General features: G+C 67.5%; 18 protein-coding genes and 2 pseudogenes. 5 read left to right on the top strand and 15 right to left on the bottom strand.

The window, feature by feature from the left end:
* Window positions 1-266 precede the first annotated feature (266 nt).
* From ACFWY5_RS45705 to ACFWY5_RS45695, 3 genes are all read right to left on the bottom strand, one after another.
* Window positions 267-917 carry a CatA-like O-acetyltransferase gene (locus ACFWY5_RS45705; protein ID WP_379638618.1) on the bottom strand — a complete coding sequence of 217 codons (651 nt, stop codon included), beginning with the start codon at window positions 915-917 and terminating at the stop codon, window positions 267-269.
* A 917-nt stretch (window positions 918-1,834) separates the two neighbouring features.
* Window positions 1,835-2,584 carry an ABC transporter permease gene (locus ACFWY5_RS45700; RefSeq protein WP_379638617.1) on the bottom strand — a complete coding sequence of 250 codons (750 nt, stop codon included), beginning with the start codon at window positions 2,582-2,584 and terminating at the stop codon, window positions 1,835-1,837.
* Window positions 2,581-3,285: an ABC transporter ATP-binding protein gene (locus tag ACFWY5_RS45695; protein WP_379638616.1), complete on the bottom strand. Its 705-nt coding sequence runs from the start codon at window positions 3,283-3,285 to the stop codon at window positions 2,581-2,583. The genes ACFWY5_RS45700 and ACFWY5_RS45695 overlap by 4 nt, the downstream gene beginning before the upstream one ends.
* Before the next feature lie 88 nt (window positions 3,286-3,373).
* Here ACFWY5_RS45695 and ACFWY5_RS45690 point away from each other — a divergent pair, with 88 nt between their 5' ends.
* The 3 genes from ACFWY5_RS45690 (at window position 3,374) to ACFWY5_RS45680 (ending at window position 5,764) form a co-directional block, all read left to right on the top strand.
* Complete coding sequence (locus ACFWY5_RS45690; RefSeq protein ID WP_379638615.1) at window positions 3,374-4,477, top strand: sensor histidine kinase; 1,104 nt, start codon at window positions 3,374-3,376, stop codon at window positions 4,475-4,477.
* Window positions 4,474-5,097 carry a response regulator gene (locus ACFWY5_RS45685; protein WP_379638614.1) on the top strand — a complete coding sequence of 208 codons (624 nt, stop codon included), beginning with the start codon at window positions 4,474-4,476 and terminating at the stop codon, window positions 5,095-5,097. Before ACFWY5_RS45690 ends, ACFWY5_RS45685 begins: the two co-directional genes overlap by 4 nt.
* 436 nt (window positions 5,098-5,533) lie before the next feature.
* Window positions 5,534-5,764: a hypothetical protein gene (locus ACFWY5_RS45680; protein WP_379638613.1), complete on the top strand. Its 231-nt coding sequence runs from the start codon at window positions 5,534-5,536 to the stop codon at window positions 5,762-5,764.
* 224 nt (window positions 5,765-5,988) lie between these two features.
* Here ACFWY5_RS45680 and ACFWY5_RS45675 read toward each other — a convergent pair whose 3' ends face one another.
* The 6 genes from ACFWY5_RS45675 to ACFWY5_RS45650 form a co-directional block, all read right to left on the bottom strand.
* Window positions 5,989-6,552 (bottom strand): TetR family transcriptional regulator, encoded by a 564-nt coding sequence (locus tag ACFWY5_RS45675; RefSeq protein ID WP_379623400.1) that lies wholly within the window; start codon window positions 6,550-6,552, stop codon window positions 5,989-5,991.
* 30 nt (window positions 6,553-6,582) lie between these two features.
* Window positions 6,583-8,052, bottom strand: coding sequence for an aldehyde dehydrogenase family protein (locus tag ACFWY5_RS45670; RefSeq protein ID WP_379638612.1), 1,470 nt, complete (start codon window positions 8,050-8,052; stop codon window positions 6,583-6,585).
* Window positions 8,053-8,828: 776 nt separating this feature from the next.
* Window positions 8,829-9,812 (bottom strand): phosphotransferase family protein, encoded by a 984-nt coding sequence (locus ACFWY5_RS45665; RefSeq protein ID WP_379638611.1) that lies wholly within the window; start codon window positions 9,810-9,812, stop codon window positions 8,829-8,831.
* A gap of 524 nt (window positions 9,813-10,336) precedes the next feature.
* Window positions 10,337-10,723, bottom strand: coding sequence for a hypothetical protein (locus ACFWY5_RS45660; protein ID WP_379627688.1), 387 nt, complete (start codon window positions 10,721-10,723; stop codon window positions 10,337-10,339).
* Between the two features lie 27 nt (window positions 10,724-10,750).
* Window positions 10,751-11,668, bottom strand: a complete 918-nt coding sequence (locus ACFWY5_RS45655; protein WP_379627686.1) for an esterase/lipase family protein — start codon at window positions 11,666-11,668, stop codon at window positions 10,751-10,753.
* A gap of 122 nt (window positions 11,669-11,790) precedes the next feature.
* The gene (locus ACFWY5_RS45650; protein WP_379627684.1) at window positions 11,791-12,219 is read right to left on the bottom strand and encodes a hypothetical protein; all 429 of its coding nucleotides are present in this window, start codon (window positions 12,217-12,219) and stop codon (window positions 11,791-11,793) included.
* 218 nt (window positions 12,220-12,437) lie between these two features.
* Here ACFWY5_RS45650 and ACFWY5_RS45645 point away from each other — a divergent pair, with 218 nt between their 5' ends.
* Entirely contained in the window at window positions 12,438-12,917 is a 480-nt protein-coding gene (locus ACFWY5_RS45645; RefSeq protein WP_379627682.1) for a hypothetical protein, read from the top strand.
* Window positions 12,918-14,088: 1,171 nt separating this feature from the next.
* Here the strand turns inward: ACFWY5_RS45645 and ACFWY5_RS45640 are convergent.
* The 6 genes and pseudogenes from ACFWY5_RS45640 to ACFWY5_RS45615 form a co-directional block, all read right to left on the bottom strand.
* Window positions 14,089-14,829, bottom strand: coding sequence for a hypothetical protein (locus ACFWY5_RS45640; RefSeq protein ID WP_379638610.1), 741 nt, complete (start codon window positions 14,827-14,829; stop codon window positions 14,089-14,091).
* Between the two features lie 118 nt (window positions 14,830-14,947).
* Window positions 14,948-15,192 (bottom strand): annotated as a pseudogene (locus tag ACFWY5_RS45635) (IS3 family transposase); the annotation flags it as partial.
* Between the two features lie 48 nt (window positions 15,193-15,240).
* Window positions 15,241-15,606: pseudogene (locus ACFWY5_RS45630) on the bottom strand (hypothetical protein); the annotation flags it as partial.
* A gap of 55 nt (window positions 15,607-15,661) precedes the next feature.
* Window positions 15,662-16,849 (bottom strand): NAD(P)/FAD-dependent oxidoreductase, encoded by a 1,188-nt coding sequence (locus ACFWY5_RS45625; protein WP_379638609.1) that lies wholly within the window; start codon window positions 16,847-16,849, stop codon window positions 15,662-15,664.
* A 158-nt stretch (window positions 16,850-17,007) separates the two neighbouring features.
* Window positions 17,008-18,345 carry a PLP-dependent aminotransferase family protein gene (locus ACFWY5_RS45620; RefSeq protein WP_379638656.1) on the bottom strand — a complete coding sequence of 446 codons (1,338 nt, stop codon included), beginning with the start codon at window positions 18,343-18,345 and terminating at the stop codon, window positions 17,008-17,010.
* Window positions 18,346-18,543: 198 nt separating this feature from the next.
* The gene (locus ACFWY5_RS45615; RefSeq protein ID WP_379638608.1) at window positions 18,544-19,758 is read right to left on the bottom strand and encodes an MFS transporter; all 1,215 of its coding nucleotides are present in this window, start codon (window positions 19,756-19,758) and stop codon (window positions 18,544-18,546) included.
* Between the two features lie 103 nt (window positions 19,759-19,861).
* Here ACFWY5_RS45615 and ACFWY5_RS45610 point away from each other — a divergent pair, with 103 nt between their 5' ends.
* On the top strand, window positions 19,862-20,698 hold the full coding sequence (locus ACFWY5_RS45610; RefSeq protein ID WP_379638607.1) for a helix-turn-helix transcriptional regulator: 837 nt from the start codon (window positions 19,862-19,864) through the stop codon (window positions 20,696-20,698).
* The last annotated feature ends 697 nt before the right edge of the window (window positions 20,699-21,395 follow it).

Here is a 21,395-nt window from a genome sequence, read left to right as displayed (position 1 = left end):
ACCTGGTCTTGGCCCACCTACCGCCTCCACAGTGCTACGGACGCTGCGCGAGCACGACCAGGCCGGCCAGGCCGCCGAGGTGGCCGCCACTGCCCCGACGAACTGCCCAGGGCGCTGCGCGCTCGACGACTTCTCCAGCCGTTCACCGGCGAGACCTACAAACGCCCAGCTCGCCACCGCAAAGGCACCAACCCCGCCACACCACATAACCGGGCAACACAGTCACGAACACCGCGAACACGAAGACCAGAACTTAAACGACAAGCTCAGAGCCAGCTGGTGTCCTGAACCAGGGTCTCCAGCTCGTTGATGAGGCGCGCCACGTGGAATCCGTCTGCCACGGCGTGATGTACCTGCGCCGCGACGGGAAGTCGCACACGGCCCTCTCGCTCGATGTAACGACCGAGCGTGAAGATCGGCGACAGGTGGTCCCAGTCATTGTCGATGTTGAGGTTGAATGCGGTGAAGGAGGCCCACGGGACACTGGAGATGTCGAAGGCGTTGGCGGGCCGGAACCCTTGCGGAACGAATTCGGTGGCCTGACTGTGCTTGGCGAGCAGCGGGGCGGCGACATCGTGGAACGCGCCGAAATCGGGGTCGTATTCAGCGAACACACCCGCGAAAGTCTCGAGTTCGGGGTTGAAGACCGTGAAGGCCGGGTGCACGACGGGCCATACTGCCGGGGCGCCCTCCTCGGTGAGGCACATCTTGAACTCATCGTGCCGGTTGACGATCGTGGCGAGCGCCCAGACCTGCGCGATGTACGACTTGCGCGGTGATTGCCGTAGCGCGGCGACGAACGCGGTGACGTCGATTTCGAAGGTCATTGAGTATGTGCAGGGAACGCGCCGGAAGTGCTGGAAGTGCTGCTGCCGCGGCCACGTGTCCATGTTGACGAGTTCAGGGGCATGATCCATGTGATGGATCATGCCAGTGCTTTCTCGGCGCGGCTATGGGTTATGACGGTTTGGGATGATGCTTCACTTCATGCGCTAATTCGCGCCTGGTCTTGCCCTGGTTTGGTGGACACCTGATCTCTGAGGAACCCTGGTTCCCGGAAGAAGGAGTTCACTGTGCCGAACAACTATCCGCCGGAGTTTCGCCGGCAGATGGTTGGTTTCCAGCGAGTGAGTTGGCCCCATCTACGGACGGCGGATTCGCATGATCATCGCAACACGCGGTCATTCGACTGTTGCGACGATCTTAGCGAACAGCTCGGCGGGCGCTTTACGCGGGCGGTTGTTGCGTTCCGCAGCGACGAAGGCGAGGTCTTCGGCGCTGTAGATCGACAGGTCGCTGCCCCGCGAGCGGCTACGGGCTCCTGGAGGCGGGCCCGCACCCCGATGCACGATCTTCGCATCCCGTGACCGCGCCACCGGCCATCATGTCGTGTCATACGCCGCACCACCGCGTCGCCGATGACACGACACCCGAAGGGATTCTTCGTGGCCGTCCCTCAGCTTGTCGTTCAACTCCTGATCTTCGCGTATGGGGTGGGGGCCCCTCATTTCGGACGGTTCCGGAGTGTGCTTTCTCAAGCACGGCGGCGGGGTTTGGTGCCCGTCTTGTGATAGGCGGGACGCTGGGTGCTTGTTCCAGGAGCCTTGGGGTCGTCCGCTGCCGGGCTTGGAGGGTTTGGGTGCACGGGCTGGCGGGGGGGGTCTTCGCACGGAGGTTCCGGAACCCTCGGCGAACGCGGCCGGGGGTGAGTCGGCCGGGCTGGGCGGGTTTCTCCCAGGGACGCCGAGCTCACCAGTTTGCTCGCGCGCGGTGACAGCGGGCGCTGAGTGATGGGTTGGACATCCCGCTCAAAGGTTGGGTTAGCAGCCATCGCTCACATGAAGGAGACCCGCCTGTTGGCGAGGACCGCGATCAGCAGCGGTACAACAACCCAGGCGCCCAGGACGGCGAAGGCGGTCGCGTTCGGCATGATGTCCGGCAACTGCTCGATGAGCTGGAGCCCCGGATAGCCCGGCAGGATCCGGTTGACCACCTCACCCCCCGGCAACATCCGCCCGGCGAAGGGAACCAGCACCATGAGCACCACGAGCACGGAGATGGCCACGACGCCGTTGCGGAAGATCGCGCCGAGTGCCAGCCCGAGCATCGTGGTCGTCACGATCATGAGCGTGCCGCCGCCGATCACCGCCCATGCTCCAGCAGGTGGCAGTGTGGGGTCGAACTCTGCGGCCACCGTGTGCCCGTACAGGTATCCGGGGATCGCGATGAGCAGTGAGGCGGCGATGGCGATGCCACCCAGCACGGACGCCTTGGCGAGCAGCACCCGTGAGCGCGACGGCGTGGCGACGAAGGTCGTGTGGATCATGCCGGAGGTGTACTCACCGCTGATCGACATGGTGCCGAGCATGCCGAGCGGCAACTGAGCCAGCACGACTCCGACATAGACGGCCGCGACGATTCCCATCGCGGCCTGCTCGCCCGTCTGCCCGGGGTCCCAGCGTGAGATCACGGTGGATGCGCCGAGTGCGGTGAGCACGAGCGCCGTCAGCACTCCCACGCCCAGGGACCACCAGGTCGAGCGCAATGTGCGCAACTTGATCCACTCGGCGGCGACGGCATTCACGACGCGCTCCCTTCGATGACGTTCATGAACGTGTCCTCCAGCGACATCCCGGGCCGCACGAACCGCGTGATCTCCGTGTCGGCCAGCAGCCGGCCCCGTCCGATGACGATCAGGTGATCGGCGGTGACCGCCATCTCGTGCATGAGATGACTGGAGACCAGGACAGTCCGCCCCTCGGCCGCCAGCGACTTCAGCAGCCCGCGCATCCACCGGATGCCCTCGGGGTCGAGCCCGTTGAGCGGCTCGTCGAGCAGCAGCACCTCGGGATCGCCGAGCAGGGCGGCGGCCAGCCCCAGCCGCTGCTTCATGCCGAGCGAGAAGCCGCCCACCCGCGTGCGCCCCGCCTCGCCGAGCCCGACGAGTTCCAGCAGCCCGCCGATGCGTGTGCGGGAGATCCCGTTGGCTCTTGCCAGCCAATGCAGGTGCTGCTCGGCCCGCCGTCCGCCCTGCACGGCGCTCGCGTCGAGCAACGCGCCGACGTGGGTGAAGGGCCGGTCCAGTGTCCTGTACGGCACGCCGTTCACGACGGCCCGTCCGGAGGTGGGCCGGTCGAGTCCGAGGATGATGCGCAAGGTCGTGGTCTTGCCCGCGCCGTTCGGCCCGAGGAATCCGGTGATCTTTCCGGGCGTGACGGTGAAGGACAGGTCGTCGACAGCGGTGCTCCGCCCGAAGCGTCTGGTCAGTCCGATGACTTCGATCATGTCCATCACGATCCGCGTCGTTGGCGGGACCGCGCATCGGTCCTGAGACCGATACGCGCCGCCGAGCCCGGTGGCTAGGGTCGGGAATGTGCGTGACCAGCCCCGGCTTCCCCTGCTGAGCCGGATACCAACGTGGGCCTGGGTGTCGCTCGACACCATGGGTGCGCTGCTGCTGGCGGCCGGCTTTCTCGGGCTCGCCGCTACGCGCAATCCCACGCCGCCCGACGTGCTCGACTTCGCCGCGGCCCTGGCCACCAGCCTGCCCCTCGCGGTCAGGCGCCTGTGGCCGCGGGCGGTGTTCGTCGTCGTGCTGATTGGCGGGCTGGGGATGCGGGAGTTCCTCATCCCGCAGGCCGACCCGTTCGGCGTGCCGTTCGCGCTCTACACGCTGGCCACCCGGACCAGGGCGGTGCCCGCGTTGCTCGCGGCGGTGACGGTCACGGTGCAGGGGGTCGTGGAGCTCCCGTTGCGGGGCCACATCGTCGACCAGCTCGGGCTGGTGCTGGCGATCGTGGTGGCGGCCTGGACCGCCGGCACCGCCGTACGGCAGCGCAGGCTCTACACCGAGCAACTGGCCGCCAAGGCCGAAGAGCGGGCCCGCGCCGAAGCGGCGAAAGAACGCCTGCGCATTGCCCGCGAGCTGCATGACGTCATCGGCCACAGCCTCAGCACGATCGCCGTGCAAGCCGGCATCGAACGGCACGTCGGCGGCGCCGAGGAGATGAGCCGCGCGCTGGGCTCGATCGAAGAGACCAGCAGGTCGGCGCTGCGCGAGACCAGGCGCCTGCTCGGCGTGCTGCGCGAGGACAGTCCCGCGGACCTGGCCCCCGCCCCCGGCCTCGGCGACCTCGACGACCTCCTGGACAGGATCAGGGCCGCGGGCCTGGAGGTGGAGTTGCGGCTGGACGGCGAGGTTCGGGGGGAGATGGAGCTCACGGTCTACCGGATCGTGCAGGAAGCGCTGACCAACGTGCTCAAGCACGCCGCAGCCCAGCGGGCTACGGTGCTGATCGAACGGCAGGAAGAGGGGCTGGTCGTGGAGATCACCGACGACGGGAGAAACGCGCGGGAGCGGCCCTACGGCCACGGGCTGAAGGGGCTGCGCGAGCGCGTGCGCATCTTCGGCGGCGAGTTCGAGGCGGGCGTCCGCCCGGTGCGTGGTTTCCGGGTGATGGCGAGGCTGCCGCTGTGATCAAGGTGCTGGTGGCCGACGACCAGCCACTCATCAGGGCGAGCTTCCGCCGGCTGATCGACAGCGTGCCGGGATTTCAGGTGTACGGCGAGGCCGCGACGGGCACCGAGGCGGTGGCCGTCGCCACGAGCGAACCGCCCGACCTGGTGCTGATGGACGTACGGATGCCCGAGATGGATGGCATCGAGGCCACCCGCCGCATCTGCGCCGCGAATCCGCAGGCCCGCGTCCTCATCGTGACCACCTTCGACCTGGACGAGTACGTCTACGGAGCGCTCCAGGCCGGCGCCACGGGCTTCCTGCTCAAGGACACCCCGCCAACCGAGCTGATCAGGAGCGTGCAGGCCATCGCGTCCGGCGACTCCCTCCTCGGACCCGGCGCCACGCGGCGGCTGATCGAGCGTTACGTGAGCCGACCGGCCCGTCGCCTGGACATCACCGGACGCGAGCGGGAAGTGCTGGTGCTGGTGGCCCGCGGCCTGTCCAACGCGGAGATCGCGCAGACCCTGTACGTCACGCTGAGCACGGTCAAGACACACGTCAGCAGCCTGCTGCTGAAGCTCGACGCCCGCACCAGGGTCCATCTGGTCATCGCCGCCTACGAGGCGAATCTCGTCTAGAAAAGTCGATCCACGACAGGCCGTTGATCGACACCGAGGCGGCTATGAGAGCTCCTGACGCTGCCCGACCTGGACGAGGCAACCACCTGCAACGGCGGTTCGGCGCCGATGTGCGGGTGAGATTCACTCCTGAAGACCGCTTCCTCCTGGCGGCGCTCTTGACCTCCCTGCCCCGAGCGGTCCTGTGTCGGCTCCGGCTTGTCGTCCGCCCGGACACCATCCTGCGCTGGCACCGCAAGATGGTGAGGCAGCGGCACGCCCGGACTTTGCCGGCCGAAGAGGCGTGGGCACCCGCCCACGGTGGCCTCCATCCGCGCCGTCCACGGTCTGGGAGATCCTCAAGCAAGAAGGTATCGACCCAGCACCCGAGCGAGCTTCCACCACCCGGGCCGGCTTCCTGCGATCACAAGCCGACGCGCTCCTGGTTTGCGACTTCATGGAAACCGTCGCTCCTAGCGGGCAGCGCCGGCACGTCCTGGCCGTCATCGAGCACGCCACCAGGCGCGTTCGCGTGCTCGGCACCACCGCCCACCCGACCACGGCCTGGGTAACCCAGACTCGCACCGTGCTCACCGGCACCCGGATGCCGCGGATGAACTCCATTCACGTAGCGGTGGGTGCTGACCTGCCGCCGCGAACTCCTGGACCGCTGCCTGCTCTGGAATGAACGCTTCTACAACGAGCATCGCGCTCATCAAGCCCTTGACCAAGCCGCCCCACTCCGCGCCGCACCCGACCCGACGCGCATCGCAGCCCTGAACATCCGCCGACACGACCGACTCTTTGACCTGTACGGATGGAATTATCGGCAGGTGCACGGTCGGGGGTCGACGGGGGCGGGGACCCCCGCATCGGTACATCGCCCTGCCATGATCGGACGGCGTTCTATCGTCATGGTTGGCTGGCGGTAAGTTTGTGCACTGCTTCGGCGATCGCCCCGCTGATCTCGTCGGGGTGGCCGGGCCGATGGGGAAGGGCGGCGGCGCCGACGGGGCCGTCGGAGGTGGCCAGGGCGATGATGAGGGCCAGGAGGATGTCTGGGCTGAAGGTGTCGCTGAGGCGCCCTTCGCGCTGGGCGGTTTCGATCGCGGCCAGCTTGGCGGCGTGGGCGGGCGAGGCCGCGGTGGGATCGGGTCTGCCTGCGCGTTCCAGCCGGTGCCAGGCGACCAGCCGGATGACCGAGGGGTGTCGACGGCAGTGGTCGTGGACACGCCTGGCGTAGCCGGGCAGGTCGTCGACCGTGAACGGAACCGCGTCCAGGCCTTTGGCGACCTCGGCGTCGAAGACCGTCTCGAACAGGGTGTCCTTGTTCGTGAAGTAGATGTAGATGAGGTTTTTGTTCACCGAAGCCGCCTTGGCGATGCGGTCCACCCGGGCGCCGGCGAATCCGTAGGCGGCGAACTCCGCCGCGGCGGCCTGGAGGATGCGGCTCTTGGTGGCTTCGGCGCGGGACATGGTCTCCAGTGTGACAGATTGACTAACCGGTTAGATGGCGCCGACCGGCCAGGAGATGTATTTGTGCTCCAGGAACTCGGCGATGCCGTAGGCGCCGCCTTCGCGGCCGAGGCCGCTGTGCTTGACCCCGCCGAAGGGCGCGTCGGGGTTGATCCCCCAGGAGGCGTTGATGTTGACGGTGCCGCTGCGGATCCGGCGGGCGACGGCGTGGGCGCGGGCGAAGTCGCTGGTGAAGATGCCGGCGTTGAGGCCGTAGTCGCTGTCGTTGGCGATCTGTACGGCCTCGTCGTCGCCGGAGAAGGGGATGACCACGTTGACGGGGCCGAAGAACTCCCGCTGGGCGATGGTCATGGAGTTCTTGACCCCGGTGAACAGGGTCGGCTCCAGGTAGAAGCCCCGGTCAAGGCCGGGCGGGCGGCCGCCGCCGTACGCGAGGACGGCTCCTTCGGCCTGGCCTTGGCGGATCATCGCCTCGACGCGGTCGCGCTCGGCGGCGCTGATGAGCGGGCCCATGGCCGTCGCCGGGTCGGCCGGGTCGCCGATGGTGACGGCGGCCAGCATCGGGATCACCTTGGCGATCAGTTCGTCGTGTACGCGTGCGTCCACCAGGGTCCGCGTCAGCAGCAGGCAGCCCTGTCCCGCGTTGGTGACGGTGTTGCCCACGACCTCCAGTGCCGCCCGGTCCAGGTCGGCGTCGGCGAAAACGATGTTGGCGGACTTGCCGCCGAGTTCCAGGATGACCTTCTTGAGGGTGGCCGAGGCCTGCGCCGCGATGGTACGGCCGACCGTGTCGGAGCCGGTGAAGCTGACGATGTCGACGCCGGGGTTGCTGGTCAGCTCCACTCCCGCGGCCACGTCACCGGAAATGATGTTGACCACGCCGGGCGGGAATCCGGCCTCCTCGACGAGTTCGGCGAGCAGCAGGACCTGCAGGCTCGTGTGCGGGGACGGCTTGATCACCGTGGTACATCCAGCGGCCAGCGCCGAGGCGAGCTTGTGCACGGTCAGCGGGACCGCGGCGTTGAACGGCGTGAGCAGCGCCGCCACCCCGGCCGCTTCCCTGGCCACCACGCCCTGGGTGGTCTGCGGCCGCCCGGTCATCGACGGGGCCGCGTGCGGGTTGAGGGGCGTGGTGAAGGCCATCGAGGGCAACAGCCGGTCGGCCACGTCGTACAGGAAGTCGATCGCGCTCCGCACGTGGACGGCCTCGGCCAGCGGCCGGGGGAAGCCGCTCTCACGCACGACCAGGTCGACGAACTCCGCCCGGCGCTCGTGCATGGCCTGGCCCAGACGGCGAAGCAGATCAGCGCGGTGGCGGGGAGCGGTGTGCGGCCACGGGCCATGGTCGAAGGCCTGGCGAGCGGCGGCCACGGCTCGTGCGGCGTCGTCTCGTGAGGCTGACGGGGCGGTGGCGAAGGGCTGGCCGGTGGCGGGGTTGATGACGGGCATCATCTCCTGGGCCGGTACCCACTGGTTGTCGATGAACAAACGGTTGGCCATCACACAGTCCTAACTAACTGGTTATCCATTTGGGTTCGCCTTGAAGAAGCTAGAGATAACCAACCGGTTAGTCAACTCGGTTGCCCTACCCTCCGGCGGGCCGGGAGGCGGAGCCGCTGGGACAACCCCAGCATGCGCGGGCAGCACGTTCCTGGGGTGCCGGTAAGAATCGCGCCACACGGCCCAAAGCGACGGTGCGTATCCGGGAGCTCCGGGACGGCTTGACATAAAAGCACTCAGCGAGCATCGCGACCTGCGGAAACGTCCGATCCAGCGTTATCGCGTCGCAAGGCGCCTGACTCATCCCCGAACGCCCGGACGAGGCAGGAGGCGCGGGCAGTTCGGCCATTCCGATTGTTCGACCGTTGACCAGGTCGCACAGTAGACGTGTGACCGGCGTTGGCGGCTCCGACCACGAGGGCCTCAACCACGACACCGCCTGTAGGCGGGTGGAGGCGACAGAGTGGCAGTCAGCTGCCGTTGGCGGCGACCACCTCGGGCTGATCGCTACAGGTCCCGTACACCTGCCCAAGCGGGGAGGCCACACGCGCGCCCGATCCGCTTGGCCCCGCGGCCGCCGCTGCTGGCCGGCCGGGACGAGGTCCTGACGCAGATCCACCACCAGCTCACCTCCTCCGAGCGGCGGCCCTGCGTGCTCGCGGTGCACGGACTCGGTGGGGTAGGCAAGACCAGCCTCGTGCTCGAACACGCCCACCACCACGCCCACGTCGCGCTTACGTCGCGCGAAGGTCCCGTGTTGGCGCGAAGAGGATGACCTACCAGGTGAGTCCATCTAGATGGCTATGGCCGGAAAGCAGGCGAGCGATGCGGTCCTGCGCCGCTTCGCGTATGTCGGATTGGGGGTGGTGTGCGTAGAGCGCGAGCTCCCCGTACATGTCATAGAACTGCAACCGCTCGCGCAGATGCTCACGCTCGAACAGCTCCGGATACGCGCCGTGCAGCCATCCGGGGACCTTTGTGAGTGTGGTCTCGTCGAGCCCTCGTTCATCGGGTGTGGGTGGGAACTGCCGCGCCTTCGCGCACCAGCGCAGGATGGTATCGAGCTCGACATCCGCCGGCTGAGCCAACGCCTCCGCGAAGTCGATAAGACCGGTGACGCGCCCTTGGTCGACGATCATGTTGGATCCGTGGAGATCACCATGGACGAGGACGGGTTCGTCGGCGGCAAACAACGCCAGCCGCTCCTGGATCCAGTCGGCGACGTCCGCGAGCAGGCGCGAGTCATGACCGGGCAGTCGCCGGGCGGCCTCGACCTGCTGGAGCGCCGCACTCACTACGGGTGGGTGGAACGCAGGCCACGGCTTGCCGGCGAGTGCGTCGGCCAGCCAGGGCGGCAGCAGGTCGGCCGGGACAGGAACGCGGTGAAGTGCGCGCAACGCAATGCCGAGGCTTTCGATTATTGCTTGGCGCGTGTGCGAGTCCGCCGCCGGCCATACCTCGTGCACGGTTCGACCGGGCAGGCGTTCGGAGACACACCACGGCCCGTCCGGGCCGTCGCCGTGGGCGAGAATCCGGGCGTGTGGGACCTCGCTGCTGGCGAGCAGATTGACAACTGCGGCCTCGTGGCGATAGGCGTCGCGGAACCGTCCGTCGTTGCTCAGCCGTACGACGTGTTCATCGCCGATCCACACGCGGCTGACCCAGCCGGCCTTGGGAAGGAAGCGCCCGGTTGCCGGCAGACCAGCGGCCGCCAGCGTCCTCAGCAGCGCCGGATCGTTAGCCGGCTCGTCGACGAACACGGACGGGAAGCTACCTGTGCGGCAAGCGAGCTGCCACTCGGTTTTTCGGAAAGCGCCGCCCCGGTCCTCGTGTCGCATTGGCGGCAGACGGCCCGCGCGCGTCTTGCTGGAGGCCGGAGGCAGGAGCGCCGCAGTCCGCTCAGGATGGGCTGTCGGCTCCCCCGGAGGAGCAGATCGCCGCCGCGCGGCAGTTGCCAGTCTGGGAGCACCTGCGCGAGCTTGCCCCCACCCTGGTCTACGACGCCGTCAGATGCTGCGCGACGCGCTCCGGACAGCTCACGGCGACAGTCTGACGCATCGAGCCCGACCTTATCGATTCACTCGGGATCAACGAGCTCATCCATCAGGCCAAGGACAACGGCACTCTGACCACGGCGTGCGCGCCGCCTCTGGTGGCGTGGCGTCTTCACCCTCACGCACCTGACACCGCTCATCCCGCTCTGTGCGAGCCTCGAGGAGGTCATCACCGCAACCACGTCGTGGTGCTGCGGAGCTTGGCGCCGCCCGCCACGCTTGGCGCGATCTCAAATGGTGACGCACGGCAGGCCGATGGAGTGCCAGGCGCCGAAGCCGTCTTTGAACCATCCCTCAACGCAGTACGTGCCGCGCTTGAAGGGGCCGAACCAGCGCGTTTCCGTGGGTGGCCTGCCGGAGCAGTTCCGGAGCTCGCGGGTGTTGAAGTCGAAGCCGGGGCCCCAGAAGTGGAAGTGGGACTTGGGCCAGCAGCGGTTCCAGCGCCATGAGGCCTTGACCATGCCGGTCCTGGCGCTGTTGGGTCCCGCTTCGATACAGGTGTAGTGGTTGCATCCGTCCGCCATCATCGTTGCCTGGCCGACGGATGCCGCCGGGGTCGTGGCTGCGATGCCGGTCAGCGTCAACGCGAGAACGGCGACGGTGTGTCGGATATGCATGTCCGCTCCTCAATTCCGTAGGCGTGGTCAGAAGGTGCTGTGGCGGTAGAGGGCCGCGAGCGCGTGCAGCAGCGGGCTTTCGATCTTGCCCGAGTGCTGCTTGCCGTCCCGGTTCCGCCAGGTGGCATTCCACGCTCGCACCGGCTTCGGGCCGGTCTGACTCAGTCCGGAGTGAGTGATCTCCTTGGCGCGGGTCTCTTCGTACCTGACCCAGTGGGGGCCGCTGTGGCCATCGGTGGCGGAGCTCTCCGGCACGGTGTTGTCGCCGGTCGAGGTCACGAAGGTGTAGTCGGTGCCCATCTGGGACTGCGGGCGGTGGCCGACCCACTTCAAGAAGCCGGTGTTACCCACCCGCATGTCGCTGCATTGCTCGTGGGTGAAGGTGCAGGTGTTGGTGAAGTTGGCGCCCCGGTGCGGGGTGCCGAGGGTGACGACGTCTTCGACGTACAGGCGGGACGGCCACTTGCGGCTCTGCTTGCCGTACAAGTTGGTGCCCTGGATGGCGGCCTTGGTGACCAGGCCGCCCATGGAGTGCGCCACGATGTCGACAGCTATGCCCTTACTGGTGAAGTGCTTGTAGATGCGCCGGGCCAGGGCCGCGCCGACGTTCTGAATGCGGGTGTCGGTGGTGCCGTTGGCGTGCATGTCACAGTTGCGGTCGCCTCGGTAGAAGCCGAAAGTGTAGGACCTGGCTCGCCAGGCGTGCTGCTTCAGCACCAGCCGGGCGTTGTGCCAGGCGGCGGCGCAATCGGTGTCCGCGCTCCGGTTGAAGCCGTGCACGAAGATGACCGGACGGCCCTTGCCGTCAGCCCTGCGGGGCGCAGCCTCAGCGACGGCGCCCGCCGGGGTGGTACTCGCCGAAGTGGCGATGGCCGGAGCGGCACCTGCTGGGATGGTGGTGAGCAGCGGGGCCAGAAGGAGAGTCGGGGTGACAGCTCTTGCCATGGTCATTGCTACCTCCGAGGTAGGCATGTCGATGCTCTTCGTCGCAGGGTGTGGCTCTCCTGAAGGGCCTTCACAGCCTGGACGGTGGCGGCGCGGAGCGCTGCTGCTCTACGGCAGCGCGCTCAGGCGATGCCCCAGCGCCAGGGCGTGCACGTGCGGGCGCCGCCGGAAGGGCGGCACAGCCGGATGCCGACGTACTCCTTCTCCTGGAAGTTGGTGTTGATCCACCGCTGTCCGCAGTGACCCGGGTAGTTCCACAGGTCGTAGTAGGCGATCGGTTTCGAGCTGTGGTAGCGGACCTCCAGCGTGCCGGTCTTGCCGTCGCGGCAGGTATCGATCATCTGCAGCCAGTCGCCTTTGTGGTGGAAGGCACCGTAGAGGTTGCGCACGCCCTTGGTGGCCATCGCGGCGGTGACGTTCTGCCCGCGCCTGCCGGCGTCCCGGTGCGCGCTGGAGGGCGCGGCCTGTGCGGCGGAGGCCTTCCCCTGAAGGGAGCCGGATGCGAGTGGCTGAGCTGTAGCCGACGCGGGCGGGTTCAGCAACGCCGCCATCAGTAGTGCGGTCGCGGCCATCAAGCCGGAGCGCTGCCGGAGTCCCCCGCAGGCTCGGTTCGCGTCGTTCCGGGTGCGGGAGATGAATGTGAGACCAATCATGATCAGGCGGCGGGCCTGTTCTTGTCGGACGCGCTGCCCGGCCCGTCCTCCGCCGGTGGGGCAACCACCTATCCCCGCCCACGCTAGGACGGTCACCAGCATTGTTCTGCGTACGATTGCACACACTGACGAGAAAGCGAGCGGACCCTCACCCCTCGCTGGCTGGGCCTTTCCACCCGGCCGCGCTGCGCGAGCTGGCCGAGCGCCATGACCACGCCACCGACCTGCTGCAGGACGTGTGGAGCGCCGCCTACAAGAGCGACGCGAAGCTGCGGCCGCGCGCCCAGATGGAGCCCGGCCGCGCGATCAACCACCAGGTGGCCGCCGCCCTGGTGGCCGCCCCGGAATGGGGCGAGCTGCGCCGGGAGACGGTCGGCGACTCCTACGCCGCGGCGATGGCCGTGCTCGCCCAGTCCGCGCCGCTGCGCGCGATGCTGGAGCGCACCCGCGGGGCTGATGTGCACAGGGGCAATTCCGCCAATGCTGATCTTCGCCAGGCACAGATCGCTGGGCTCGATCTCACTCACGCGAATATGAGCGACACCGACTTTGCGCGGGGCGTGGCTCTCCTGCTCGCAGTTGCCCGATCTCTATGACAGCAACTACAACCGCGATCAGAACGTGAACCGATGGAAGGATGCCTTCTTCAGGGTAAGCGACGAGAGGGGACACGGGCCTCCTCCGGTGCAGGACTGGAAGAAGTGCCCGAGCGCCGCGTCGCTGCCGTGTGGACCGTGACCGCGATGTCCACCCCTGCTGGCTGCTGATCGGCCACACCGTGGAGGCCAGACCTCGGCCCGGCCGGTCATCGTCACCGACCTGGAGGAAGCCCGGGAGGCCGTTCGCGGGTCAGCGCGTCGAGAACTCGTCCGCCCGGTTCAGCGGGGATCAGGCGGCCCTGCCCGCACGCCGGCCTGGCCAGCCGGGCCGGCCTGGTCAGCAGCGTCGTGTGCGGTGCGTTTGGCGTGCAGGCGTTACCTGACCACGGCTGCGGGCCAGGTGCTGCTGGCGTGCGGGTCGCGGCGGTCAGCGACACTGCATGAACGGATCGCTAGGTGGCGAACGACTCGATCAGACGCTCGTGCGTCTCGGGTCACAAGATTCTTGCGCCAGCAGGTGTCCCGTCTCAGTAGGCCTTGCCTCTCGACGAGGCTCTGACCAGGTAAGAAGCAATCTCGGAGGAGACGAGGTAGCGGCCGAATCTCATTCAACGCTGTCGGCCAGACAAGGATCCCTGACGGCATCTCACGTCATGTTGTCGGCCGGAGCGTTTCCCGATCCAAGCGTTGACCGAGGTCGGGGCCCAGACGAGCATGGATGATCCCTGCCTGTCTCATGCGACGTTCTCCCCGGCGGCGAATCCAGCAAGATCATGTGAGACAGCGGCAACGTTGCGCGAGACGGGACAGCAGGACCCCGTCGCCGCCATAAGCCTTGGGCGCCGTGTTTCATGAGTGGTCGCCCGGTAAACGTCCGCCGTACCTGACCTGCGGGCTCGTTGTTTCATTTGTCGGTGCACGCGGCTGAGCTGCTGAAACGGACCCATGAAACGCCTCTGAGGACGGATGAGTCTGAACTGTCGGCGCCGCCGACCTGCCGGAAGGTGGCGGCGATGCCGCGCTGGGCGCTTCGCCGCCCCCAGGTGCCAGGGCCCGCCACCCGGCCATGTCGGGGCGTCTTGGACGATCAAGGGTTCAACCCGGCTGAAGTGGCCCGGGCCTGGCTGGCCCGGGCCACTTCATGGTTTCGACGCGAAGCGCCGCCCGGTCAGGTGATGGTCCGCCAGCTGTTCAGGAACGGCCACTTGACGTCGAGATTCACCAGCTCGATGATCCGGCCGCCGGAGCCGAAGATGAGGCGCTCGTTGTCCTTGTAGTAGCTGAACTTGGTGGGCTCGCTGTTCTCGATCTCCAGCGAGACGTCATCGAGGTCGCTTTTGAACCGTTCGGGCAGGAACGCCTGATCGGCCAGGCGAGCGGTGGGGATGGTGAAGTTGAGGCCGTCGAAGAAGGTGAACAGGCCGCCTCGCACCGCGAAGTGCCGGACCCGCGCGGTCGGGCCGCTTCCGATGTTGAGGTCGCTGATGCCGTCGTACGGGGTGGGGATCGCGAAGGGCCCGGAGATGATGCCGGAGTCCTCGAAGACGATCGCTTGGTTGCCCTTGGTCCAGGTGTGGCGCCAGCGGAAACCGGGACCGCTGAAGGAGATCCCTGCCGAGTCCACGTCGTGGGTGAACTGCTCGGGCAGGAACGGCCACTTCTGCCTGATCGAGGCCGGTCCCTCGATGAGCCTGAGGTCGTTGTAGATCGCGTACTGGTCGCCGATCAGCGCCATGTGCTTCCACACATTGCGTTCGTTCACGGTGGTGACGGCGTCGAAGTCGCGCAATGCCGCTCCAGTCGAGTCGGCGGATGCGGGTACGGCTCCGCCGCCCAGCACGGCTACGACGGCCAGCAGAGATATCAGCCACCGTCGTCGGGGCCGCGAACCTACGTGATTGCCGTGCACTCTGCGCTCCATTCATCCGGCCGAGCTTGTGCCCGGCGGTCGGGAGCTATTCGCATGAGATCCCCGCGGCGGATGAGATGGCCTGTTCTCTCCGGAAAGATCCGCCCAGTTCGTCGACGAGGTGAGCGCCACCGCCCACGGGCAGGTAAGTGATGTCGCCGCGTAGCGGGTGTTCGGCTGCTCGGCGGTGAAGTCACGCTGGATCAGGTCCGGCACCGGCGCCGCGTCCGGCTCCAGGACGGTAGTGCGGACCTTCTTGCGCAGCCGCGGCCCGGCGACGCCGTGCTCGCGCATCACCCGCTTGTGGTTGACCACGATTCCCGCCGCACGCAACTCGGCCGTCACCCGGGGAGAGCCGTAGGTGTACCGGTAGTGCTCGCCGATGTGCCACGGGAAGTAGTGGTGCGACCAGGCGGTCAGCCGGTTCACGTATTCGGTGAACGTCGAGAGCCTGTCCAGGAGCTCGCGGCGATCGTCGGCGGGTTCCCCGATCCTGGTGGCGTACTCCGCCAGCGTGGGGAAACCGTTGTAGCCGAGGAAGGTGCTGTAAATGGGATCAAGAGTACGGAAGGCCCTCAGCACGTTGTCGACCGACAGGCTCTCGTCCGTCGCCATTCTCACGAGCTGGTAGAGGTTCATGGAGTAGTCGCGGACGATGCTGTTCGCGAAATCCCATGCGGTGAAATACTGATCATATGATCCGGGCAGGTCAGGGAGTGTTCCCGTTCGCATCTGCTTGATTTCGGATGGCTCCTCCGAAATGAACTTCGTGATCATGTCCCGGAGCTCTGGATATGCGGACACGTATCCTCCAACTTGGTTTCGAGAATCCTTACGACGCCACCCGCAGACGGTCGGGAGAGCATCGCCCCCAAAGGGGATGGATCTCTCCCGTGACAATCTGCGTTGCCAGGGTTCGTCCGATGAGCGGGGCAAGAGTGATGCCGCTGTTGGCGAATGCCTCGAAGTAGCCCGAAATACCAGACAGTGCGCCGACGCTGGGAAAGCCGTCCGAGGGGAATACCGCCGCACCGATGCGAACACGCTCGACGGCCGACGATGCCAGCGCGGGAACCGTCCGATAGACCCGATCGAGCAGGTCCTTGACGATCTCGTCGCCGGGATCGGACCGGATCTCGGCCGGGAGGCCCACGTCGACCTGATCGGATCGCACCCGCACGCGGCCTGGTCCCGCGGACCGGAGGTGCGCCTCGGATCCGCGCAGGACATGCCGTAGCGGATCGCCGTTCGCCGCGAGGTCGACCACGAGGCTGCTGCGCCGCGCGACCGCCCCTGACATGGGGGCTCCGAGCGCCGCGGCGACCGTGAGGGCCTCAGGACCCGCGGCATTGACGACCGCGTCGACCTCGATGACGGCCTGGTTGTCCAGCCGGAGCGCCACGACGCGGCCGCCGCGGACCCGAATCTCCTCGACGGCGCCCTTCCACACCTTCAGGTGGCCGGATCGCATCGCGGACTCGATCAATGCGGAGACCAGCCGTGGCCCGTCGACCCAGCCTTCGTCCGGGAACCGCACGATCGATGCCTGTCCGTGCGGGAACGCGATGCCCGGTTCCCAATCCCGGTTCGCCTGGGCGGGGTCGTACCAGATCGCCCGATAGCCCCAAGCGCTGAGCCGGTCGACGACCTCGCTGAACGACTCGCTGGTGCCGGCGCCGCCGGTGCCGGCGGCATCGCTCCAGGCCAGACTGCCGGTCGGATGCCACCAGGGTGCGGAGGCGAACTGGTTCGCAAAGCGAATGTGCTCGATCATCCCGGTGTGGCTCAGTTCGAACCGCGGGTAGGTCGGTTGCTGGTAGGCGCTCAAGCGAGCGAAGCTGACATCCGTCGTCAGGCCTCCAGGTTGCGCGCGCTCCACGCAATGAACCCGCACCCCGCGTTGCGCGAGGGAGAAGGCCACGCAAGCTCCAATGACGCCTGCCCCCACGACCCCGACCGTCTTCACTCGTTCGAGAGAATTCGTCACGAGCAGCAGGGCATCACGAGCGCTCACCGCCATGCAATAAATGAGCCAATTGGTATGGTTGGGCGGGCCACGACTGGTCTGAATAACAACGGACAAGCAGGTTTTCGCTATTTGTCCTTGACAAATAGCGAGCATACATTCCGCGGAATGATGGAATTACCGAACGTCACCCTGATGGTGATTCTCCGGTGTCAAGACGCGAGCAGCCTGGCGACCTGACGCATCGCGGCGGCGAGCACGCCGACGGCTTCTGGAAGCTGGCCGCTGCGCACCGCGCCATAGTCGACCACGACCCCGGGCGCGAACGGCCGGCGGTCGAGCTGGAAGTGCCTGCCAGCATGCACGAGAACCGACCTCTCCCGTGCGACAGCGGTCAGTCGTACGTCGTCGACCCCGCTTGACCAGTGGATGTACGCGTGCGTACCTGCGGGAACACCGGTCATTCTGGCCCCGGGCAGATATCGCGCGACGGCGTCCCGTAGCGCCGAACGCCGTCCGCGGAAGACGCTCCGGACATGCCGTACGTGCTGATCGAGCACGCCCGAGGAGATGAAGTGGGCGAAGGTCAGCTGAGTGAGCGGGTCAGGGGCGCCCAGTTGCATCCTGCCGAGCCGCTCCGTCACCAGGTCCGGCGCCACCGCCCAGCCGAGCCGTATGCACGAACCGAGCAGGGCCCCGGTCGCCCCCACGTAGATCACCCGATCGGGACGGTGCCGTTGCAGGGCCAGCGGACCACTGCCCGCGCCGAGCCACAGGTGGCCGTCCCGGTCGTATTCGATCACCCAGCCGTTCACGTCGGCGGCCCAGCGCAGCAGCGCCTCCCGCCGGCCCGGTGACAGCGTGACGCCCGTCGGCACCTGCGACACCGGTGTGACCAGCACCGCTCGCGCGCCGGACCGCCTGAGCGCGTCGACGCTGATGCCCTGGTGGTCCACGGGCACCCCGGTCACCGTGAGACCGGCATGTTCGGCGAGCCTGGCCTGCCAGGGCGCGCCGGGGTTCTCCACGGCGATGTGGTCGCCCCCGAGCCCGCGCACGACGTGGCACACCACGCCGATGGTGTGGTCGAAGTCCACGGTGAGGGCGACCTGCTCCGCAGCCGCCAGGACGCCCCGTGAACGGCCGAGGTAGGCCGCGAGCTCGGCGCGGAGTTCTGGGACGCCGAGGGGGTGGCGGCGCGGGCCGGGTTCACCGATCGAGCGGCCCACGTGCTCGTAGGCCTGCAGCCATTCACGCGAGGGGAAGAGCACCGTGCTCGTCGCGTCGACCCGCAGGTCGAAGCGGGCTTCCGCGCCTCCGGCGGGCACGGCGGCCACGCGGCCGAGTTGCGGCAGATGTGTCGCCACCCTGGTGCCCGACCCCTGCATGGAGCGGAGATAGCCTTCGGCGCTCAACTGCGCGTAGGCCTGGACCACGACGCTGCGGGAGACCCCGAGGTCTTCGGCGAGATCGCGGCTCGACGGCAGCCGTACGCCTGGATGCAGGGTGCCGTCCTGTACCCGTCCGCGGATGGCCGACTGGATTTGCACGGTCAAGGGCACCCGCGATTTCCGGTCGATGGCTATCGGTAACATTGTTCCCCCGACGCTAATTCTCCGTTCAACGCGTATTCTCTTCCACGCTGGCATTCCCCGGCCAGCGATGGGCTGTCCCCCTCAGGGGCGAAATAGCGCTCCCGAAGGGGCGAAGTAGATTTTTGGCAAGTCGGCGGATGACCGTGGAAAGATTCAGCGTCCCGCCGACGGGACAGGATCCGGTACCCCGTCATCGGCCGCGCGCACCGTGCCCCGGCCGGCCACCAAGGCGACGATCATCTGGCCGGCGGCGGCGACGCACATCAACATGAGCGGTACCCGCCAGCCGGCGCTCATCGTGTGCAGCAGCCCGAAGACCACCGGACCCACGGCGGCCAGTAGATAGCCGATCGACTGTGCCATCGCCGACAGCGCGCCGGCGCCGGTCGCGTCCTGCGCGCGCATGCTCATGAAGGCCAGGGCGAGCACCAGGCAGGCTCCGCCGCCCAGTCCGAGGACGATGCTCCACAGCAGTGCCAGTCCTGGCATCACCACGAGTCCCAGGTAGCCGGCGAGCATGATGGCCGAGCAGATCGTCGCCAGAGCGCGCTGGTCACGTGCCCATCGCAGGGCGCCGGGCACCGCCAGGCTGGTTCCGACCGCGACCGCCTGGAACAAGAACAGCAGCCAGCCCGCCGCGGCCGCGCTCATGCCACTGTCCTGGAAGACCTGGGGAAACCACGTCACGACGACGTAGAAGCCCAGCGACTGCAACCCCATGAACGCCGTAACCGCCCACGCCAGCCCAGAACCCCACGGCAGCCGCTGACCGCGAGTCCCCTGCGCTGCCCGCCGCGGAGCCCGCATCTGGGGAAGCCACAGCAAGACCGCCACAAGCGCGAACACGACCCAGCAGCCCAGCGCGGTGTACCAACCGCCGGGGGCGATGTCACTGATCGGCACCGCCACCCCGGACGCCACCGCGGCCACACCGCCCATCACAGTGGCGTACGCGCTCGTCAAGAGTCCTATCTTGGTGGGGAAGTCACGCTTGATGAGGCTCGGCAGCAGCACGTTGCCCACCGCGATGCCCGCCCCGATCAGCACGGTTCCTGTGAACAGCCCGGCCGTCGCCGGCACCCACCGCAGCGCGATTCCCAGCGTCAGCACCACGAGCGCGTACCCAAGGAGTTGCTCGGCTCCCCACCGCGCGGCCAGCCGGGGCACCATCGGGGACAGCACCACGAACGCCAGCAGCGGCAGCGTGTTCAGCAGCCCAGCCACAGCCGGGGCCAACCCCAGATCAGCCTGTACGCGATCCAGCAACGGCCCGACACCGGTCAAACTAGCCCGCAGGTTCGCGGCGACCACAAGTATCCCGAACACCAGCAATGCCTGACCGGAACGCCGCGGTGACGTATTTTCCATGAACACCACGATCAAGCGACACCACGACCGGCAGCCAGACCGTGCTCAGGCTAGCCCCAAGAGGGCCACGCTGCGCGATGAGCGGCCTGGGTACCCTGTCGGAGTGGGGACGCCATTGGGGAACTTCATCCGGGCCAAGCGTGACAGCATCCAGCCGGAATCCCTCGGCCTACCGGAGCGCGGCCGCCGCCGCTCACCTGGTCTGCGCCGCCTGGACCTCGCCACGTGCGCCGGCATCAGCGTCGAATACCTGACCCGCATCGAGCAGGGCCGCGACCGCAACCCATCGCTGGCGGTCGTCAACTCCCTCGCCGACGCGCTCCGCCTCGAGAACTCCGAACGCAACCACCTGCGCTACCTCGCGAAGATCACCAGCGACGAATGCTCCGTCCAGATCCGGCCCGTGCCACCGACCTTGAGCGTACGGGCATCCGTCCTGCAGTCTCTCCGCCTCCTCGAATCAGGCGTCGCCATCGTGACGAACCGGCTGGGCGACATCCTCGCCCACACCAGCAGCTTCCAGCTGGTCACCAGCGGAACCGGACTGCTCGACGCCGCGCCTCCCAACCTCAACCGCTACCTGTTCACCGATCCCCGCGCCAGGACCTTCTTCGTCGACTGGGACGATGTCGCGGACGAGCAGGCCTTCGACCTGTGGCAGGCGCCGTCCCTGGAAAATCTCGAGTGGCTCACGGCCGAGCTCACCCCCGTCGCCGGCCCCGACTTCACCGAGCGCCTGAACCGCCACGTGGTTCCACGCCGCGGCGTTCTCCGGCTCAACCACCCCGCCGGTCACCAGCTTCGCCTGCTGCGCGAGACACTCGAACTCCCCACGGACGCCCAGCAGCTCGTCATCTTCCTCCCGTCCGACGACCAGACGGCCGAGATTATCGACCAGCTTCAGCGCCAGTCCCACGGCCGGCTCCGCTCCATCTCGTAACGGCGCGCTCGTGTCGAGCGTGCGTGTAACGGCGTGCTCGGTCACCATCGTGCACCCCGCCGGGACGTCCGTTTCCGGAGCTACGATCGCGATATGGGGGAAATCGACTGGCTCGTACGGCTGGCCGTACTGACGGTCGTCGCGAGTTCAGCGGCGGTTTTCATGGCCTTCAGGCTCCGGCGACCGTCGGCGCCTGTCCGGTGCCAGAAACTGGCAATGAGGGTCTGACCTGGTCTTCTAGGCGCGTCTCTTGTGTTGTTTCGGCTTCTGTATCTGCTGGTGGTCGGGTGTTCGGCTGGCTGGTGCTGCTCGCTCGGGGTAGCGCCGCCAAAGAGGTGGAGATCTTGGTGTTGCGGGCATGAGGTCGCGGTGCTGCGCCGATAGGTCGTTCGGCCCAGGCCGGACTGGGCCGAACGGGCATTGCTGGCCGCGTTGGCCAGGCTGTTACCCGCTCGCCTTCGGCTGCATCGCATCGTGACGCCTGGCACGCTGCTGGCCTGGCATCGGAGGTGGTGAAGAAGAAGCGGACCTTCCCCGCCAAGCAACGGCCGGCCATCGATCTCTGAGGAGACCCGCGCCCTGATCCTCCGGTTGGCGCGGGAGGTTGCGTCCACGGAAGTGGTGTACGAGTTTGACCTGGTCAACAGGTGTGGCGTCGTGAAATGAGAACGGCCATCGCGTGATCCTTCGTAGCAAC

It is taken from the genome of Nonomuraea sp. NPDC059007 (assembly GCF_042740555.1).
Lineage (GTDB): Bacteria > Actinomycetota > Actinomycetes > Streptosporangiales > Streptosporangiaceae > Nonomuraea.
This window is presented reverse-complemented; position numbering and strand designations above follow the sequence as displayed.

Coding starts and splice junctions, on each gene's coding strand:
- ACFWY5_RS45705 (WP_379638618.1), bottom strand. CDS start 917: ATGGATCATGCCCCTGAACTCGTCAACATGGACACGTGGCCGCGGCAG.
- ACFWY5_RS45695 (WP_379638616.1), bottom strand. CDS start 3,285: ATGATCGAAGTCATCGGACTGACCAGACGCTTCGGGCGGAGCACCGCT.
- ACFWY5_RS45680 (WP_379638613.1), top strand. CDS start 5,534: ATGGAAACCGTCGCTCCTAGCGGGCAGCGCCGGCACGTCCTGGCCGTC.
- ACFWY5_RS45675 (WP_379623400.1), bottom strand. CDS start 6,552: ATGTCCCGCGCCGAAGCCACCAAGAGCCGCATCCTCCAGGCCGCCGCG.
- ACFWY5_RS45670 (WP_379638612.1), bottom strand. CDS start 8,052: ATGGCCAACCGTTTGTTCATCGACAACCAGTGGGTACCGGCCCAGGAG.
- ACFWY5_RS45660 (WP_379627688.1), bottom strand. CDS start 10,723: ATGCATATCCGACACACCGTCGCCGTTCTCGCGTTGACGCTGACCGGC.
- ACFWY5_RS45655 (WP_379627686.1), bottom strand. CDS start 11,668: ATGGCAAGAGCTGTCACCCCGACTCTCCTTCTGGCCCCGCTGCTCACC.
- ACFWY5_RS45650 (WP_379627684.1), bottom strand. CDS start 12,219: ATGGCGGCGTTGCTGAACCCGCCCGCGTCGGCTACAGCTCAGCCACTC.
- ACFWY5_RS45625 (WP_379638609.1), bottom strand. CDS start 16,849: ATGGCGGTGAGCGCTCGTGATGCCCTGCTGCTCGTGACGAATTCTCTC.
- ACFWY5_RS45615 (WP_379638608.1), bottom strand. CDS start 19,758: ATGGAAAATACGTCACCGCGGCGTTCCGGTCAGGCATTGCTGGTGTTC.